The sequence below is a fragment of the Nitratireductor sp. WH36-1 genome, assembly GCF_058725515.1.
This window is the reverse complement of record NZ_CM178970.1, coordinates 836,523-853,074: the sequence shown is the minus strand read 5'-3', so window position 1 is coordinate 853,074 and position 16,552 is coordinate 836,523. Positions and strand designations below refer to the sequence as shown.

The following is a 16,552-nucleotide window of genomic DNA, read 5'->3' as shown; positions in this document are numbered from 1 at the left end:
GATTCAGCCTTCCATGAATTCCTTGAGAGCGGCGACGACGCCGCGGTTGGCCTCTTCCGGGCCGACGGTCAGGCGCAGGGCGTTGGGGAAACCATAAGGCACCACACGCCGCAGCACATAACCGCGCGAACCAAGGAAGGCATCGGCCTCCGCAGCCGTCTTGCCGCCATTCTCCGGGAAGTGGATCAGCAGGAAGTTGCAGACACTGGGCGTCACACGCAGACCAAGCTTGCCAAGCTCTTCAACCAGCCAGGCGCTCCAGGTCTCATTGTGCTCAAGCGCGCGCTGCAGATGCGCCTTGTCGCGGATCGCCGCAGCACCGGCCTCAATGGCCAGCGCATTGACGTTGAAGGGGCCGCGCACGCGGTTCACCGCGTCCACCACGTGAGCCGGCGCATACATCCAGCCGATGCGCAGCGCCGCCATGCCGTGGATCTTCGAGAAGGTGCGCGTCATGACGACATTCTCGCTCGACGACACCAGCTCGATGCCGGCTTCATAGTCGTTGCGGCGCACATATTCCGCATAGGCGGCGTCCAGCACCAGAAGCACATCCTTCGGCAGGCCGGCCTGCAGGCGGCGCACCTCTTCAACCGGAATATAGGTGCCGGTCGGATTGTTCGGGTTGGCCAGGAAAACGATGCGCGTCTTCGGCGTCACCGCCGCAAGGATCGCATCCACGTCGGTGCGCTCATTGTCTTCCTTCACCACCACCGGCTTGCCGCCGGCGGCCAGGATCTGGATGCGGTAAACGAGGAAGCCATGCTCGGTGAAGATGCCTTCATCACCGGGCTTGATGTAGGTCTGGGCCAGCAGGCCGAGCAATTCGTCAGAACCATTGGAGCAGAGAATGTTGGCCGGGTTCAGGCCATAGGTCTCGGCAATCGCCTCGCGCAACGCCGTCGCCGAACCGTCCGGATAGAGCTCCAGATGTCCCATGGTTTTGGAAATCGCCTCAACGGCCGCTGGCGAAGGGCCAAGCGGGGACTCGTTGGAGGAGAGCTTCCACACCTTCATGGCGCCGGGCGCGCTTTCGCGACCGGGTACATAAGCGGCGATATCCATGACACCGGGCTTCGGTTCGGGACGGTCGGACGTGCTCATTGAATGGTCCTGCTCTAGGGAAACGGTTGATGGGAACGCCTGTCTCAGGCGAAAATCCGTCAGATGCTTTAGACCATGACGGCGATTGACGCAAAGAAAACGCCACCTTAAATAATGATCTCCATTCGTGGTGATTTGGCCGGTCGGCTTGCAGCCACGTAAAACAACTCGCTAAAAGGCCGTGCGATGCAAGAATATTGCTGAGACCGGCCGCGATTTCGCTGCCGGTCTTTTTGTTTGGAGCCCGGTCCTTTTTGTTTGGAGCAAAACAATGCCGATCAAGATCCCCGACCAGCTTCCCGCCCGCGACGTGCTCGTGCGTGAAGGTGTGTCCGTGATGGACGAGGAAACAGCGCTGCGGCAGGACGTCCGCCCGCTGCAGATCGGACTGCTCAACCTCATGCCGAACAAGATCCGCACCGAAACGCAGTTCGCCCGCCTCATCGGCGCTTCGCCGCTTCAGGTGGAGCTGACGCTTGTGCGCATCGGCAACCACCGCGCCAAGAACACGTCGGAAGACCACCTCATCTCCTTCTACCAGACCTGGGAAGAAGTGCGTGACCGCAAGTTCGACGGCTTCATCATCACGGGTGCGCCCATCGAGCTTCTGTCGTTCGAAGACGTCACCTACTGGAAGGAACTGGAGAAGATTTTCGACTGGACGCTGACCAACGTCCACTCCTCCTTCTTCATCTGCTGGGGCGCAATGGCCGCCGCATGGCACTTTCACCGCGTTCCCAAATACACGCTGGAGAAGAAGGCGTTCGGCGTCTTCCGCCATCGCAACAACGCACCCGCCTCACCCTTCCTCGCCGGTTTCTCCGACGATTTCGCCATTCCGGTGTCGCGCTGGACCGAAGTGCGTTCCGCCGACATTAAGCCGGAAACGGGCCTGCAGGTGCTGATGGAATCGGATGTCACGGGGCCGTGCCTGCTGACGGAGGAGACGGGCAACCGGCTCTACATGTTCAACCACATCGAATATGATTCCACCTCGCTGAAGGAGGAATATGATCGCGATGTGGCTTCGGGAACCGAGGTCGCCGTGCCGCACGGCTATTACCCCGATGATGATCCGAGCCGCCCGCCCTTAAACCGCTGGCGCTCGCACGCGCATCTTCTGTTCGGCAACTGGATCAACCAGGTCTACCAGTCGACGCCCTACGATCTGGCGGAGATCGGCGCAGGGCATCAGGCTACGAAATGAAATTGCTAGCCGCGTAGAAGCGCGGCAGCGTCGCGGGCGAGCTTCACCGTGCGTTCGCCCGCCGGCATGGGCGCGGCCAAAGCCGCCGCCTGCCCTGCCCATAAGGGCGAAAAATCGCTCACCCCGGCCTTTTCCGCCGCAGCGCGCAGCGGGCCAATGGCAGCCGTCGCCAGCGGAAACTCCGGCGCATCATCGCTCATCGGTCCCACTTCGCTGACGAAGCGGTTCAAAAGCCCGCGGGCTGGCCTGCCGGTGAACACATTGGTCAGAACCGTGCGGTCGTCCCGCGCCAGCGCCAGCGCATCGCGATGGCCCGCGCCGGTCAGCGCCTCGGGCGATTGCAGATAGGCCGTCCCCACCTGAACGGCGGAAGCGCCAAGCATGAAACAGGCCGCCACGGCGCGCCCGTCGCAGATGCCACCGGCTGCAATGACCGGAACGGAAACCGCGTCCACCACCTGCGGCACCAGCGCCAGCGTGCCGGGCTGCGTCGCAATCTCCGGCTCCAGAAAGACGCCGCGATGTCCGCCGGCTTCCGCGCCCTGCGCGATGATGGCGTCGCAGCCGTTTTCTTCCAGATAGCGCGCCTCGGCCACGGTGGTCGCCGAAGCGATGATCTTCGCCCCCGCTTCGCGCACGCGCGCCATCAGCGCCTCATCCGGCAGGCCGAAGTGAAAGCTCACCACTTCCGGGCGCGTCTCCTCGACGATGACGCAGCTTTCCTCGTTGAAAGGATTGCGCCCGCCACCGGGCGGGGCCGCATCGGGATCGATGCCGAATTCGGAATAAAAAGGCCGCAGACGCTCGCGCCATGCCGCCTCGCGCGCGGGATCGGGTTCAGGCGGCACATGGCAGAAGAAGTTCAGATTGACCGGTCCGTCCGTCCCTTTTCGGATCGCCTCCATCTCGGCGCGTATCTTCTCCGGCGTCAGCATGGCGCAGGGCAGCGAGCCGAGACCGCCGGCGCTGCTCACGGCAATCGCAAGCGCCGATCCGGCAGATCCCGCCATGGGCGCCAGAAGGATCGGCAGTTCGATGCCGAAGAGTTCCGTAACGGATGTGCTCATTGCCATGATGGTTATCCCTTTCCCCCGTTTCGGCTCCCATTGCGCCCCCCAGCGCGACGAAGGCCGCCAACCCGTGTTGCGCCCTGCGGCGAAAGCACCGGCACGAAAACGCGCCGCGAGGCCCGCGCCGCCACCGGCAACCCCTGATAAAGGCGCTTCTCCGCCTCGACCACCAGAACGCCCGAGAAAATCGGCCAGAAACGCCGCCCGGCCTGCTCCAGAAGCTGATGCAGCCGCAGCACGAAGCGCCGCTCCGATGGCGGGAAGTGCAGCGCGTCCCCCCAGGCCGTGGCGGTGAAATTCGCCTCGCGCAGCGCCTCGGCAAGCTGGGCGCGCGAATAGGGCCGCCCGGTGCCAAACGGCGTGTGCTCGAAACGCGCCCACATGCCACGCCGATTCGGCACGGCAATGATCAGCCGCCCGCCCGGGGCCAGCACACGCCAGATTTCCAGAAGCGCCTGCTGCGGGTTCTCCACATGCTCCAGCGCATGCACCATCAGCACACGGTCGACGGAGGCGTCGGGCAGCGGCAGTTCCTCCTCGAACACCAGAGCGGTGGCCGAGGGTTTGCCCGAGGGCCACGGCACCGCGCCCTGCATGGCCGGCATGAAGGCGAAGGTGCGCTCCGCATCCGCGCCGAAACGGTCGAGCCAGGGCAGCGTGTAGCCAAGCCCGACAAACCGCTCGCTGGTGCTTTTCGACCAGATGGCGGAAAGCGCCATGGCGATGGAGCGCTCGGCCAGATGACCGAGCAGGGAGGAATAGAAGGCGCGAAGCGCGACAATGTCCGAAATCATGGCAGGGACGGTACCCCCCTTCCACGACACCGGCAAGAATTGTCGCACCCGGCGTGACAAGCCGCCGCCCCCGCCCTATCGTCCAGCCGACAACGGAGAGATTCATGGCCCTGGAAATCGAACAATTCATCTGTCGCAGCGACAATTTCGGCATTCTGGCCCATGACAGCGAAACCGGCGAAACGGCGCTGATCGACGCGCCGGAAGAGCGCGCCATCCTGTCAGCCGTGGAACGCACCGGCTGGCGTCCGACGATGATCCTGACAACCCACCATCACCCCGACCATGTGGAAGCCAATCTCGCGCTCAAGGAGCGTTTCGGCCTGACCATCATCGGCCCGGCGGCAGAAGCCGGGCGCATTCCCGGCATCGACAGCACGGTGAAGGAAGGCGACACGGTACGCGTCGGCAAGCAGGCGGTTCGGGTGATCGAAACGCCTGGGCACACGGCGGGGCACGTAAGCTATTACTTCGCCGATTCCGGCGTCGTGTTCACCGCCGACACGCTGTTTGCGCTTGGCTGCGGGCGGCTGTTCGAGTGCAAGCCGCCGGTGATGCTCGCCTCGCTCCAGAAGCTCGCCGCCCTGCCGCTTGAGACAATCGTTTATTGCGGCCACGAATACACGGAAACCAATGCGCGCTTCGCCCTGACGGTGGACCCCACCAACCCGGTGCTCAAGGAGCGTGCAAAAGAGATTGCGCGTCTGCGCAGCGAGGGCAGGCCTACCCTGCCAACCACCATCGGCGCAGAGATGGCCACCAATCCGTTCCTGCGCGCGCATGATCCGGTGATCCGCCGCAATCTCGGCATGGAAGGCGCGAGCGAAGAGGAAGTCTTCGCCGAAATCAGGAAGCGCAAGGACATTTCCTGACCTAACATCATTGGTCATGACCTCACGCCGCTGGCCCTGACCTCACGTCACGGGATCAGGCCGGCTCACCGGCCTTCTTCCGCGACGGTTTCAGGATCATGTTCTTTGCCGCGAGCACCGCGCCGAAGGTGATCAGCAAACAGGCGGCGATGATGCTGGTGGAGGGTTCCGCCGCGCCGGCTCCAATCAGGATCAGCGTCGAAAGAAGCGGCGCGGCATAGCTCGCCGCGCCCAGAACCTGAATGTTGCCGCGCTTGACCCCGTAATCCCAGGCGTAGAACGCAGCGCCCACCGGCATCAGCCCGAGACCGAGCACGTTCAGCCACTCGCTCGTGGAGACCGGCCAGACGGTTTCTTCAAGCAACACATGGCAGAGTGCGGAAAGGATCGCCGTCGCCGCACAGAACCAGGTCACGACGCTCGTCGGCACGGCCTGAAAACGGCGCGACAGGAGCGAATAACCGGACCAGAAAAACGCGCAGGCCCCCGCCGCCGCATAGCCCAGCGCATAGCGGCTCTCGAAGGTGAAGCCGCCGCCCTTGGTGATGATGAGCGCGGTGCCCACAAGCCCCAGAAGCGCGCCGGCAATGTGATGCCAGCCGAGCCGCTCGCCCGGCATGAGCGCGGAGCCGAGCACGATGAGCAACGGCCAGAGATAGGCGATCAGGCTCGCCTCCACCGCCGGCGCATTGCGCAGGGCAGTGAAATAGAAAAAGTGGTAGCCGAACAGGCCGGCAATGCCGATCAGCCAGACCACGGGCGGAATGGGCGCGGCAGGCGCAGAGGACGGCGCGGCCACCCGCATGACGAGACCGATCAGCGCGGCCACCGAAAAGGCCAGCGCCGACAGAAGAAATGGCGGGACAGCGCCCGACCCGGCTGTGAAAAGCGCCAGAAGCGCCCACATGGCAACAGCGGTAAATCCGATCAGCGTGGCGCGCGCCAAAATCCCCTCCCGGCGCAGATGCGCCCCTCAATCAACCGGACGGCCGCGAATGTGCACCGTGCCGACCTTGGTTCCAATCCGCGCTTCGACAGGCGTGTGATGGCCACGCGCCCCAAGCGGTCTGAAAGCTACCAATAGACGAGCCTTGTCGCGCAGGAAAGCGATGGTCGAGCGTCCCTTGCGATAACCCGAGACCGGGATGAACTTCGCCCTGCAGGTGATCAGGTCCGTGCCGATCCACTCTCCTCTGGCTGCCGGCGAGAAAACGATGTCTGCGCGCATTTCGCCATCGAACACCTTGAAGCGGCGGTTGCAGACGTCGGCTGCACTTGCCGCCGGCGACAGCAGGGCCGACAGCGGATCAAGCGCCCCGGCGAGATCCTTCTTCGACACGGCCACCCAGTCCTTGCCCCGTTTCTTGGGCTTCGGCGTTATCACCGTCTCCGTGATCTGCCCCTTGGAAAAACGGATCGTGGTCGTCTCACGCTTTTTGCCGCTCAGATAGGCAAGCTCATAGGAAGATGGCGTCACGGCATCGCCGGAGAGCCGGCCTTTCGAAATCACCGTGCCATCCGTCTTGTCGAACAGGCGCGCAATGCCGGCGCTGGCGAACCGCCCCGAAACCTCGAAGCGGCTTTCGTCCAGACGGCTCGTGAAATCGGCCTTTCCAATGGGGATGCCATAGAGAAACGCATCATAGCGAAGGCGGTGCGTCTCGGTCTCCGCCAGAGCGGTTCCTGAAGCGGCGCAAAAGCCAATCGCAACAACAAGACAATATCCAGCAGGCCGCATCACGAGCGGTCTCCTCCAGCCAGGCCGGCGAACCGGCAGCGTCCCTTCCCCTTGCGTGAAGAGGAATATTAAGGCATTTCTTTGGAAAAGGGCCATGGAGATTGTCCGAACAGGGGCGCTGGGTGCTTGACCCGCTCGCCAAATATCTCTATGGAACGGCAACTTTTTCCATAAGGCCGCCAATGATCAACCGCGCGCCGCCAATTTAAGGTGCGGCAGTGGGGTATGGACGGGCCAAGACGATGAAGGTTTGAAAAATGTCCCGCGCCTGCGAACTGACCGGCAAAGCCGTAATGACCGGCAACAATGTTAGCCACGCGAACAACAGGACGCGTCGTCGCTTTCTGCCCAACCTGTGCCACGTGACCCTGCAGTCCGAGGCTCTTGGCCAGAACGTGCGTCTGCGCGTTTCCGCCAGCGCCCTGCGCACGGTGGAGCACCGTGGTGGCCTCGACGCGTTCCTCGTGAAGGCGAAAGCGAATGAGCTTTCCCAGCGTGCACGTCTGCTGAAGAAGCAGGTCGAGAAGAAGATGTCCGAACAGGTTGCAGCTGCCTGAGGCTTCTGCGCCCCGGCAAAGCCGGGGCACTGTTTGACAGGATGATCGGCTCGCCATGGGGCGTGCATTTCCGGGTTGAGGCTTCAAGCCTTTTCAGGATTTGTACCGCTGGCGAGCTTTCTGGTTCCATCACCCAGGATAAAAAAATGAATCGGCTTTATGCGATCTGGCCTTTCATGGCCTCCATGGCGATCATCGTGACCGCCTCGAACTTTCTCGTTCAGTTTCCGTTTCGCCATTTTGGCCTGGGTGAGCTTCTCACCTGGGGCGCTTTCACCTATCCGGTGGCGTTTCTCATCAACGATCTGACGAATCGCCGCTTCGGCCCCGGCGCCGCCCGGCGGGTGGTGCTTTCAGGTTTCGTGCTGGCAGTGATTCTCTCGATCTGGCTCGCCAGCCCGCGCATCGCGATTGCCTCGGGCGCAGCGTTCCTCTTTGCACAGCTTCTCGACGTCGCCGTTTTCGACCGGCTTCGCGGCAGCGCATGGTGGCGCGCGCCGCTCATCTCGACGCTGATCGGCTCCATGCTCGACACGGTGCTCTTCTTCTCGCTGGCCTTTGCCGCGCGGTTTGCCTTTCTCGACACGGCATTCGGCCTGGAAGACGCTTCTCTGGCCTTCCCGGTCTCGCTGTTCGGCACAGGCATTGAAGCGCCCCTGTGGCTTTCGCTGGCGCTTGGCGATTTCGCGGTAAAACTGCTGATCGGCTTCGCCATGCTCGCGCCTTATGGCGCACTGCTCACATTCCTGCGCGCAAAACCCGCCTATAACCGGGGTTAGCCTCAGCCTTCGGCGAGCTTTGCCAGAAGGCGCAGAAAAGTGGCCGTCTCGCGCTGGGTGAGTGGAGCCAGCGTCTCCTCGCTCACCTCCAGCGCATCCGGCAGGAGCGCCTCGATCGTCTCCCTGCCCTTGTCGCTCAGGCTGACGACCAGACGGCGCCTGTCGCTGCCATGCGGCTCAAGCGCAACGAGATCGCGCGCCTTCAACCGGTCGATAACGCCCTTGATGGTCGCGGCGTCCATCGCCACCAGCTGGCCAAGCTGATTCTGGGAGGTTGCACCAACCTCGTGAAGCTTTGCCAGCGCAGCAAACTGCGGCGGCGTCAGATCGCTGATGCGCGCCGCAAAAATCGCCAGATGGCGCTGGTTGGCCTTGCGCAGGATGAAGCCAACCTGCTCGCCGAGCTCATAGACATCGGCCGTGTTGTTTTCGGCCTGCATCCCGAGCCCGTCGCGCTCCACTGTCATCTGAGACCGTCCTCGCCTTTCACTTCGTCGACCGTCAGGCCGCCCATGCGCGCATGGATACGCGGTCCACAGGCCATGGCAAGCACAAACAGGATTTCGTCGGGGCGCGGACCATCCGGCATCCCCACTTCCATCGCGTCGAAATGGCTGCGCACATAGGCCGCGTTGATGTGGCCGAGCGGAATATCGATGCGCGCGCCAAACCCGCCCACCTTCTTGGACGAGGGGACGATGGCCTTCGAATCGCCCAGCCGCTCACGCATGGCGTAGCCGCCCGGCACATGCCACAGCGCTCCGTGTTCCAGCTCACCGGCCGTACCGACAATGGCACCCTTGCCGAAACCATCGATCACCGCAATGTCGCCGCCAAGCGCAGCGATGAGGCGGTCGGACATCTCCAGCCCGAGCGGCTTCAAATCCTCCATCGCGCTCTCGACCTCTTCCACATAGCCCCCGGCGAAGGGGTTCTTCACCAGTGCCAGAGCGGCGGCGCGGCGACGCGGCTTCATCGGGGCCGGGCCGCCCTCATGGAGAATTTCTTCGGTCACGAGCGCGATCTTGCGCAGGGCGAATTCAGGCATGATGGGCAATCCTGTTGCTGGAAATGTTTCTGGGTCCGGTTGCGCCTTTGGCGGCGCGATCACGCATGCTGACAAGCGGGGCAGCGCCGCATTCGCGCACCGCACCGCACAGGAAAAGGGCCGCACTCTCGATGAGACCACGGTCGCGCATCGCCTCGGCCACCGCAAGACCGCGCCCAAGCGCCTGCGCAACCCCGGACCGCGAAAGCGCGCCAACAGCCTGCGTCACCAGACGGTCGCGCAGATCACTGTCGGGATCGATTTCACAGGCCGGAACGCGGGATATTGCCGGGTGCCCCGGCAGATCAACCGCATTGGCGATCAGCGTCGCTGCCACATCGGCAGAAGCAGCGGAACGCGCCAGCACCGTCACCGCATCGGCGATGCCGAGCGAATGACTGCGCCCGCGCCACCCGCTCGTCGCCATGCCCCGCACGGGATCGTCTGAGCGGATTGTCACCCGGTCGGCGAAGCCGTTTCCAGTTCCGGCAATGGCCGCTTCGAGGCTTTCGCCTTCCCTGAGATAAAACGCGCTGTCGCCGCCATTGTTCACATAGGCGCGCGCCAGCGTCCGCCCCTCAACGAGAGCAGCAAGAACCTCATCGGCAACGCTCCCGGCCACCGCCGCCATGGGCGTGACAAAGGCAGGCGCATGGCGCTCTGCCGCCGCCTCCATGCGGCGCGCGGTGGTGGATGCAAAACTGCGCGGCTCTTCACCGACAGGGCTGCGCAGAGCCGGCAGTTCCGCCACCAGTTCTTCAAGGATCGTATCGAACCGCGCAACGGCCTGCCGACAGGCCGCACGGCATTCATCTTCCGCGCCGAACGCCTCGACAATCAGATCAATCGGGCCGTGGTTCAGATGCAGACGACGCCCATCGGCCAACCAGTTGGCGGTCGGGCCGCTCATCGCTTCGGCTCCCGGCGCAACTGGTGTAGCGGCGGCCAGGGGTTCGATGCAGCAGCGCCCCGCGCCTCACGTTGATTGAAGTACTCGCCGCCCTTTTCCAGCACGTCTTCCACGCTGCGGATCTCATCCGCATAGCCGCCGAGGCGAATGTAATCCTCCCGCCGGAGCGTGAACTCGATGGGTGCGACCAGCGCCGGGGTCGGCACATAGCCAAAAGCATTTTCGGGCGTGCGCATCACATCCACCATGATGGTGATGCCACCGCCCGGCCACACATAGACCGGCGCGCCGCCAACCGTGACATAGGTTCTGAGCCCCTGAACCGAGCGCGTGAGATTGACCGGATTCTCCGTCACACCAGCGCGAAGACTGCCTCCCGCACCGCCCATGAACAGAACGGTGCAAAGCGCCGGCTCGCAATTCTCCTCGATCAGTTCCACGGATTTGCGCAGGCGTTCGGGGAATGGTTTCTTGACGGGCTTCAGCGCCTCATCGAGCTCGTAATAGGAAAACTGCTCGCCCGTGGTGGACACCATGAGCAGCGAAAGTCCGGGCCGTGCGCCCTTCTTCTCATTGAAGGGGCCAAGAATTTCCAGCGGATCGTCAATGGTCGTGCCGCCCCAGCCAAGCCCCGGCTCGGACACCTTGAAATAGCGCCCCGGTGTGGAGCGTCGGCCGATGATCTTGATGCCGGTGTCTTCCCAGCCGATCACCTTGCCCGCCTGATGCTCGGACACGACGCCGGTGATGTGGTCATCGACGACAACCACCTCGTCCACCAGCCCCTTCCATTGCGAGGCGAACATGCCAATGGTCGCCGACCCGCAGCCGACCCGCATGCGCTCCTCGCGCGTGCCGTCGATGACCGGCGGCTTTCCCGCCTGCACGACAATGCCTGCACCGCCGTCGATGGTCAGCTCCACCGGCTTCTTGTTGCACAGGTCCATCAGCGCCTGGCAGGTGACACGGCCTTCCGCCTTGGAGCCGCCCGTCAGGTGCTGCACCCCGCCGAGCGAGAGCATCTGGCTGCCATATTCAGCCGTGGTCACATGGCCAACCGCCTCGCCATCCGCGCGCACCGTCGCGGCTTCAGGGCCGAGATGCCGGTCGGTGTCGATCTTCACCTTCACGCCGCAATAGGAGAAAATCCCCTCCGTCACGACCGTCACGAGATCGACGCCTTCCACCTCCTGCGACACAATGAAGGGGGCGGGCTTGTAGTCGGGATAGGTGGTGCCCGCGCCCACCGCGCTCACGAAGCGGCGCTTGGTGTTGACCAGTTCGCCATCCCACGGCGCTTCCCCCTCGAAGGGTACCACCGGGTCGCCTTCCTCGGCCGCGTGTTCGAGAATGGTCACCGGGTCGCAGCGCGTGATGCGACCGTCGAAATTGCCATAGCGATCACAGGCGCCCGTGCGCCCCTCGGCGATGTAGCACATGACGGGACATGCATCGCAGCGCAGCTTGTCGCCTGCCGGTTTTTTGGGCGGCGTCGCCTCGAAACGTTCGGTCAGCTCGTTCATTGTCCTGCCTCCCGCGCCCGGATGGCCGCCAGAATGCGGCTTGGCGTGGCCGGCACTTTCGTCACCTCCACACCCACCGCATGACGGATCGCATTGAGGATCGCCGGCGCGGTGGGGATCAGCACATGCTCGCCCAGCCCCTTCGCCCCGAACGGCCCTTCCGGGTCCGGCACCTCCACGAGAATGGTTTCGATGGGCGGCACGTCGCCAATGGTGGGGATCAGATAATCGTGCAGGTTTTCCGTGCGGCCCGGAACATATTCCTCCATCAGCGCCAGGCCGATGCCCTGCGCAATGCCGCCCTCGATCTGGCCTTCCACCAGAAGCGGATTGATGGCGCGGCCCACATCGTGAGCGGCGACGATCCGCAGAAGCCGCACCGTACCAAGCGTGGTGTCGACCTCCAGCTCCACAAGCTGCGCGCCATAGCCGTAAACGGCGTAGGGAACACCCTGCCCCTTCTCGTCCAGCGCGGTTGTGGGCGGATCGTAGGTTTCCTCCGCGCAGAACACATAGCCATCCGAACCGGCTTCAATCTCAGCGAGCTCAACACGCCGCCGCACCGCCCCCTCGCAAATGACAAGCGCCCCGTCTTCAAGGCCGATCACCGCCGCATCCGACACATTTGCGAAGCGCAAAATTTTCTCCCGCAGGGCGCGGCCCGCCTTCTCCGCAGCCTTGCCCGTCACATAGGTCTGGCGCGAAGCAGACGTCTTGCCCGCATCCGGCGTGACGCCCGTATCCCCGCCCACGAGTTGGAACGCCGAAAGCGGCAAACCGCTGGCGTCCGCGCAGATCTGCGTCACCACCGTGTTGGAGCCCTGCCCGATATCCACCGCGCCCTGATGCAGCATCACCGCACCGGACGCCGTGACCCCTACGCGGATCGTCGAGGGGTTCGGCAGCGCCGTGTTCCCGCAGCCATACCAGCAGGACGCAACGCCAATGCCGCGCCGCAGCCTCCCGTCGCCCGCATTCGCGCTATCGGCTTCCGCCTGGGCGCGCGCCCAGTGCGGTTTCAGCGCCTCAAGACAGTCGCGAATGCCAACGCCTGAAAGCGCCTGACCGCAGGTGGTGCGATCACCATCGACAAGCGCGTTGTCGATGCGGAACGCTAGCCGGTCGCGGCCAAGCTTCTCCGCCAGCCGGTCATAAAGCGTTTCCTGCATAATGGTCGCCTGCGGCACGCCAAAGCCGCGAAACGCGCCCGACACCGGACCATTGGTGTGGATCGCCCGGCCCGTGGCGCGATAATTCGGCGTGCGATAGGGGCCGGAGGCGTGAACCGGCACACGGTTCGCCACGGTCGGCCCCCAGCTTGCATAGGCACCGGTGTTGAAATCCCCCTCGAACACCATGCCGGTAATCCGCCCCGCCGCATCCGTACCGATTGAGGCGCGCATGGCCGCCGGGTGCCGCTTGGTGGTGGAGCGCATGGAATCGCCCCGCGTGTAGACCATCGCCGCCGACCGTCCCGTTTTGAGCGTCACCAGCCCCACCAGCGGCTGTAGCGAGATGTCGAGCTTGGAGCCAAAACCGCCCCCCGCCGCCAGCGGCACGATGCGCACCTTTTCAGGCGGCAGCCCCAGAACCCTGGCGGTGTCGTCGCGGTCCATGTAAGGCGCCTGCGTGCAGGCCTTGATGACCAGCGTGTCGCCCTCCATCGCCGCAAACCCCGCCTCGGGCTCGATATAGGCATGCTCCACATAAGACGTCTCGATTTCCCCGGAGACAGAAACGAAAGCATCGGCCAGAGCAACCTCGGGATCGCCACTCTCCACAAAGCCCTGTGTAAGCTGATTGCCCGTGCGCCCCTCATGCAGATCGGGAAAGTCCGGCCGCCGCGCCTCATCCGGCGTAAGCGCATGGGGCAGCGCCTTCCAGCTAACCGGAAACGCATCCATGTCGAGCGCCTCGATGGCCGCGCGTTCGCCGGCAATCAGCGCCACCGCCTCACCGCGAAACCGCGCCCGCCCCTCGGCCAGCGCCGGCTGGTCGGCGAAAGGCGGAATGACGCCAAACCGGTTATCGCCCGGAATGTCGGCTGCCGTAAAGACCGCGACAATGCCGGGATGCGCCGCGATGAACGCATCCATGTCGCCGATCTCGAAATCCGCATGCCAGTGCGGCGAGCGCACCACCGCCACCGAAAGCGCATCGGCCGGACGTTCATCCGCGCCGAACACCTCAGCCCCACTTACCTTGCGTTCGCCATCAAGCCTGATGGGCGACGCCCCGACGGCGCGGCCCTGCTCCACCATGGCCGCATCCGAAGCAACCGAACGGTTGGCGTTCATCACCGCATCGATGATCTTGCGATAGCCGGTGCAGCGGCACAAAACCCCGCCAAGCGCATCCTGAACCTCGGCTTCAGAAGGCGCAGGGTTCTTTTCCAGAAGTGCTGCCGCGCTCACGAGAACGCCCGGCGTGCAGATGCCGCACTGGGCCGCACCATGGCGCAGGAAGGATTCCTGAAGCGCCGACAGGCTGCCATTGGAAAGCCCCTCCACCGTGCGCACGCGGCTGCCCGACAGCCCCGCCGCCGGCACGAGGCAGGCGCAGACCACCGCGCCATCCAACTCAACCGAACAGGCCCCGCAATCGCCCGCATCGCAGCCAACCTTGGTGCCGGTCAGCCCCAGCCCGTCACGCAGCACGGAAGAAAGCCGCTGGAGTGGAGAAACCTTTGTCACCACGGGCTTGCCATTCACCTCGAACGAAACGGAAAGTCGCTCTGCGCTCATGCCATGGCCCCTCTTTCCGGTGCAACGCCAAGCGCCCGCTCAAGTGCCTGCTCCAGCGCCCGCGCCGTGATTTCGCGCGCCGCTTCCAGCCGATAGGCGGCCGTGCCGCGCACATCGTCGATTGGCGACAGTTCGGACAGGTCGCACGACGCAACCGCAGAGCGGATATCCGCAACCCGCGCGCCTTTCAGCTGCGCCTCCAGGCCTGAGATCCGCTGCGCCACCGCCGAGCAGGAACCGACACTGACCGCCGCTTCCGCGATCCGCCCGCCATCAATCACCACCCGCGCAGCGGCCATGGCGATGGAAATCACCAGATAGCGCCGCGCGCCCAGTTTCACGAAGCCCGAGTTCCCGCGCGCCGAGGCCCTTGGCACACGGATCGCCGTAAGCAGTTCATTGGGCGCACGCGCCGTCTTGCGATTGCCAAGGATGAAGGCTGCAAGCGGCAGATACCGAACACCCTCCGCAGACCGCAGCTCCACGTCGGCATCAAGCGCCAGAAGCGGCGGCACACCATCGGCCGCCGGCGATGCGTTGCACAGATTGCCGGCCACCGTGCCGGCATTCTGGATCTGCACCGAGCCGACTTCACGGGCGGCAAGCTTGAGCATGTCGAAGGCGGGCGGCAGCGGCGCATCGATCACCGCGCTCCAGCTCGTGCGCGCGCCGATGACGATATGCGTCGCGGTTTCGTGAATGCCATCAAGGGCCGACAACCCGTTGATGTCGAGCACACCGCTCTTCAGCGGGCCTGCGCCGAGGGCGGGATAGAAATCCGTGCCGCCGGCAAGAATCGTCCAGCGCCTTGAGCATAAAAGCCCCAGCGCTTCCTCCAGTTCGGTCGGTCTGGCATAGTCCATGCTGCGCCTGCCTGCCAATCGCGATGTCGTTCCCAAGCCCTTTTTGCTGCTCTGACGGCGGGGCTTAAATTCATTTGTACACGAATGATACGCTCCTCTGCACGCTTGTCAAAGGGGAACATTCGGTCCACCTTGCCGGCGATTTCATGCGAGAAGGAGACAGGGCATGGCCGACGAGGCGCTGATCGTGATCGATGTGCAGAACGATTTCTGCCCCGGCGGAGCACTCGCCGTGGCCGGGGGCGACGAGGTTGTACCGGTCATAAACGGACTGATCGAGCGCTTCGACCACGTGGTTCTGACGCAGGACTGGCACCCGGCGGGCCATTCCAGCTTCGCCTCCTCGCATCCGGGCAAAGCCCCGTTTGAGACAATCGAAATGCCCTATGGCACCCAGACGCTGTGGCCCGACCACTGCGTTCAGGGCACGAAGGGCGCAGCCTTCCATGACGGGCTTTCATGGGACAGGGCCGAACTTGTCATTCGCAAGGGCTTCCGCAAGTCGATCGACAGCTATTCGGCCTTTTTCGAGAATGATCACGAAACGCCGACGGGCCTGTCGGGCTATCTGCGCGAACGCGGCATCACCCGGGTAACGCTCGCCGGTCTGGCGACGGATTTCTGCGTCGCCTATTCAGCCATCGACGCCCGCCGTCAGGGTTTTGATGCCACCGTCATCCTCGAAGGCTGCCGCGCCATCGACCTTGGTGGTTCATTGGCGGCGATGACCGAGAAGATGAAAGAGGCCGGCGTTACGCTGGTGTGAGACTGGGGGGCGGGTTAGGAGCCAAGTCAGGATGCCAAGCGCCCTCGCCCTTCGACAGGCTCAGGATGAGGGCTGTTGGAGCGCTGCGCCTGTCATCCACCCACATTGCGACAGCGCTAAAGTAACCCTCATCCTGAGCCTGTCGAAGGGCGAGGGTGCCAGGCACCATGACCGAAGCCAGGTCACCTTCTCTCGACGCTCCTCATTCTCGACCACCCGCGCTTTTCGAGCGATGATCGCCAAGGCACCCGGCACCACCCCCCTGCCCGTTCCGCGACAAATCCGGCAGCGCTTCATAGTCGAGTGCCATCAGCGCTTCCTTCTTGGCGCGCGACCAGCCCTTTATTTGCCGTTCCCGGGCAATGGCGTCGAGAATGCGATCATAAGTTTCGGTAAACACCAGCTCCACCGGGCGGCGAGGCTTGGTGTAACACTCAAGAATGCCCGCATTGTGCTCCCACACACGCGCTTCAACCGGCTGCTTGGTCAATCCGGTGTAATAGGAGCCATCCGCGCATCGCAGGCTATAGACCGTGGCTTCCATCGCGCTTCCCGCCAGAATAAATGCATCCTCTGA

At 63.9% G+C, this 16,552-nt stretch carries 17 protein-coding genes and 1 riboswitch; of the genes, 5 read left to right on the top strand and 12 right to left on the bottom strand.

Annotation, left to right across the window (positions count from 1 at the left end):
- Positions 1–3: 3 nt before the first annotated feature.
- Positions 4–1,104, bottom strand: a complete 1,101-nt coding sequence (gene hisC / locus AC4PTT_RS04120; protein WP_113153152.1) for a histidinol-phosphate transaminase — start codon at positions 1,102–1,104, stop codon at positions 4–6.
- Between the two features lie 117 nt (positions 1,105–1,221).
- Positions 1,222–1,299, top strand: a riboswitch (SAM riboswitch).
- Between the two features lie 76 nt (positions 1,300–1,375).
- Between hisC and metA the strand changes: the two genes are divergently transcribed.
- Positions 1,376–2,311: a homoserine O-acetyltransferase MetA gene (metA, locus tag AC4PTT_RS04115; RefSeq protein WP_297562188.1), complete on the top strand. Its 936-nt coding sequence runs from the start codon at positions 1,376–1,378 to the stop codon at positions 2,309–2,311.
- 5 nt (positions 2,312–2,316) lie between these two features.
- On the opposite strand, the gene AC4PTT_RS04110 is transcribed toward metA, so the two are convergent.
- Positions 2,317–3,384: an NAD(P)H-dependent flavin oxidoreductase gene (locus tag AC4PTT_RS04110; protein ID WP_113153154.1), complete on the bottom strand. Its 1,068-nt coding sequence runs from the start codon at positions 3,382–3,384 to the stop codon at positions 2,317–2,319.
- 5 nt (positions 3,385–3,389) lie between these two features.
- On the bottom strand, positions 3,390–4,175 hold the full coding sequence (locus AC4PTT_RS04105; protein ID WP_206553855.1) for a class I SAM-dependent methyltransferase: 786 nt from the start codon (positions 4,173–4,175) through the stop codon (positions 3,390–3,392).
- A 104-nt stretch (positions 4,176–4,279) separates the two neighbouring features.
- Between AC4PTT_RS04105 and gloB the strand changes: the two genes are divergently transcribed.
- Positions 4,280–5,047, top strand: a complete 768-nt coding sequence (gene gloB / locus AC4PTT_RS04100; protein ID WP_206546191.1) for a hydroxyacylglutathione hydrolase — start codon at positions 4,280–4,282, stop codon at positions 5,045–5,047.
- Positions 5,048–5,102: 55 nt separating this feature from the next.
- Here gloB and yddG read toward each other — a convergent pair whose 3' ends face one another.
- Positions 5,103–5,993: an aromatic amino acid exporter YddG gene (yddG, locus tag AC4PTT_RS04095; protein WP_492162154.1), complete on the bottom strand. Its 891-nt coding sequence runs from the start codon at positions 5,991–5,993 to the stop codon at positions 5,103–5,105.
- 27 nt (positions 5,994–6,020) lie between these two features.
- The gene (locus AC4PTT_RS04090) at positions 6,021–6,785 is read right to left on the bottom strand and encodes a DUF3108 domain-containing protein (RefSeq protein ID WP_113153158.1); all 765 of its coding nucleotides are present in this window, start codon (positions 6,783–6,785) and stop codon (positions 6,021–6,023) included.
- Positions 6,786–7,042: 257 nt separating this feature from the next.
- Between AC4PTT_RS04090 and rpmB the strand changes: the two genes are divergently transcribed.
- Entirely contained in the window at positions 7,043–7,342 is a 300-nt protein-coding gene (gene rpmB / locus AC4PTT_RS04085; RefSeq protein WP_113153159.1) for a 50S ribosomal protein L28, read from the top strand.
- Positions 7,343–7,488: 146 nt separating this feature from the next.
- Positions 7,489–8,121 (top strand): queuosine precursor transporter, encoded by a 633-nt coding sequence (locus AC4PTT_RS04080; RefSeq protein ID WP_113153160.1) that lies wholly within the window; start codon positions 7,489–7,491, stop codon positions 8,119–8,121.
- 2 nt (positions 8,122–8,123) lie between these two features.
- Here the strand turns inward: AC4PTT_RS04080 and AC4PTT_RS04075 are convergent, their stop codons facing one another.
- Genes AC4PTT_RS04075 through AC4PTT_RS04050 form a run of 6 tightly spaced genes read right to left on the bottom strand, consistent with a single transcriptional unit; the run spans position 8,124 to position 15,209 of the window.
- Positions 8,124–8,588, bottom strand: a complete 465-nt coding sequence (locus AC4PTT_RS04075) for a MarR family winged helix-turn-helix transcriptional regulator (RefSeq protein ID WP_492162153.1) — start codon at positions 8,586–8,588, stop codon at positions 8,124–8,126.
- Positions 8,585–9,169, bottom strand: coding sequence for an amino acid synthesis family protein (locus AC4PTT_RS04070; RefSeq protein ID WP_206548339.1), 585 nt, complete (start codon positions 9,167–9,169; stop codon positions 8,585–8,587). The genes AC4PTT_RS04075 and AC4PTT_RS04070 overlap by 4 nt, the downstream gene beginning before the upstream one ends.
- Positions 9,162–10,079: a UPF0280 family protein gene (locus AC4PTT_RS04065; protein WP_492162152.1), complete on the bottom strand. Its 918-nt coding sequence runs from the start codon at positions 10,077–10,079 to the stop codon at positions 9,162–9,164. The genes AC4PTT_RS04070 and AC4PTT_RS04065 overlap by 8 nt, the downstream gene beginning before the upstream one ends.
- Positions 10,076–11,602 (bottom strand): 6-hydroxynicotinate reductase, encoded by a 1,527-nt coding sequence (locus AC4PTT_RS04060; protein ID WP_206548341.1) that lies wholly within the window; start codon positions 11,600–11,602, stop codon positions 10,076–10,078. The genes AC4PTT_RS04065 and AC4PTT_RS04060 overlap by 4 nt, the downstream gene beginning before the upstream one ends.
- The gene (locus AC4PTT_RS04055) at positions 11,599–14,346 is read right to left on the bottom strand and encodes a molybdopterin-dependent oxidoreductase (protein ID WP_492162151.1); all 2,748 of its coding nucleotides are present in this window, start codon (positions 14,344–14,346) and stop codon (positions 11,599–11,601) included. The genes AC4PTT_RS04060 and AC4PTT_RS04055 overlap by 4 nt, the downstream gene beginning before the upstream one ends.
- The gene (locus AC4PTT_RS04050; RefSeq protein WP_492162150.1) at positions 14,343–15,209 is read right to left on the bottom strand and encodes an FAD binding domain-containing protein; all 867 of its coding nucleotides are present in this window, start codon (positions 15,207–15,209) and stop codon (positions 14,343–14,345) included. Before AC4PTT_RS04050 ends, AC4PTT_RS04055 begins: the two co-directional genes overlap by 4 nt.
- 166 nt (positions 15,210–15,375) lie before the next feature.
- On the opposite strand from AC4PTT_RS04050, the gene pncA reads away from it, so the two are divergent.
- Complete coding sequence (pncA, locus tag AC4PTT_RS04045; protein ID WP_432516850.1) at positions 15,376–15,975, top strand: bifunctional nicotinamidase/pyrazinamidase; 600 nt, start codon at positions 15,376–15,378, stop codon at positions 15,973–15,975.
- 202 nt (positions 15,976–16,177) lie between these two features.
- Here pncA and AC4PTT_RS04040 read toward each other — a convergent pair whose 3' ends face one another.
- Positions 16,178–16,519, bottom strand: a complete 342-nt coding sequence (locus AC4PTT_RS04040; protein WP_492162149.1) for a GIY-YIG nuclease family protein — start codon at positions 16,517–16,519, stop codon at positions 16,178–16,180.
- Positions 16,520–16,552 lie beyond the last annotated feature (33 nt).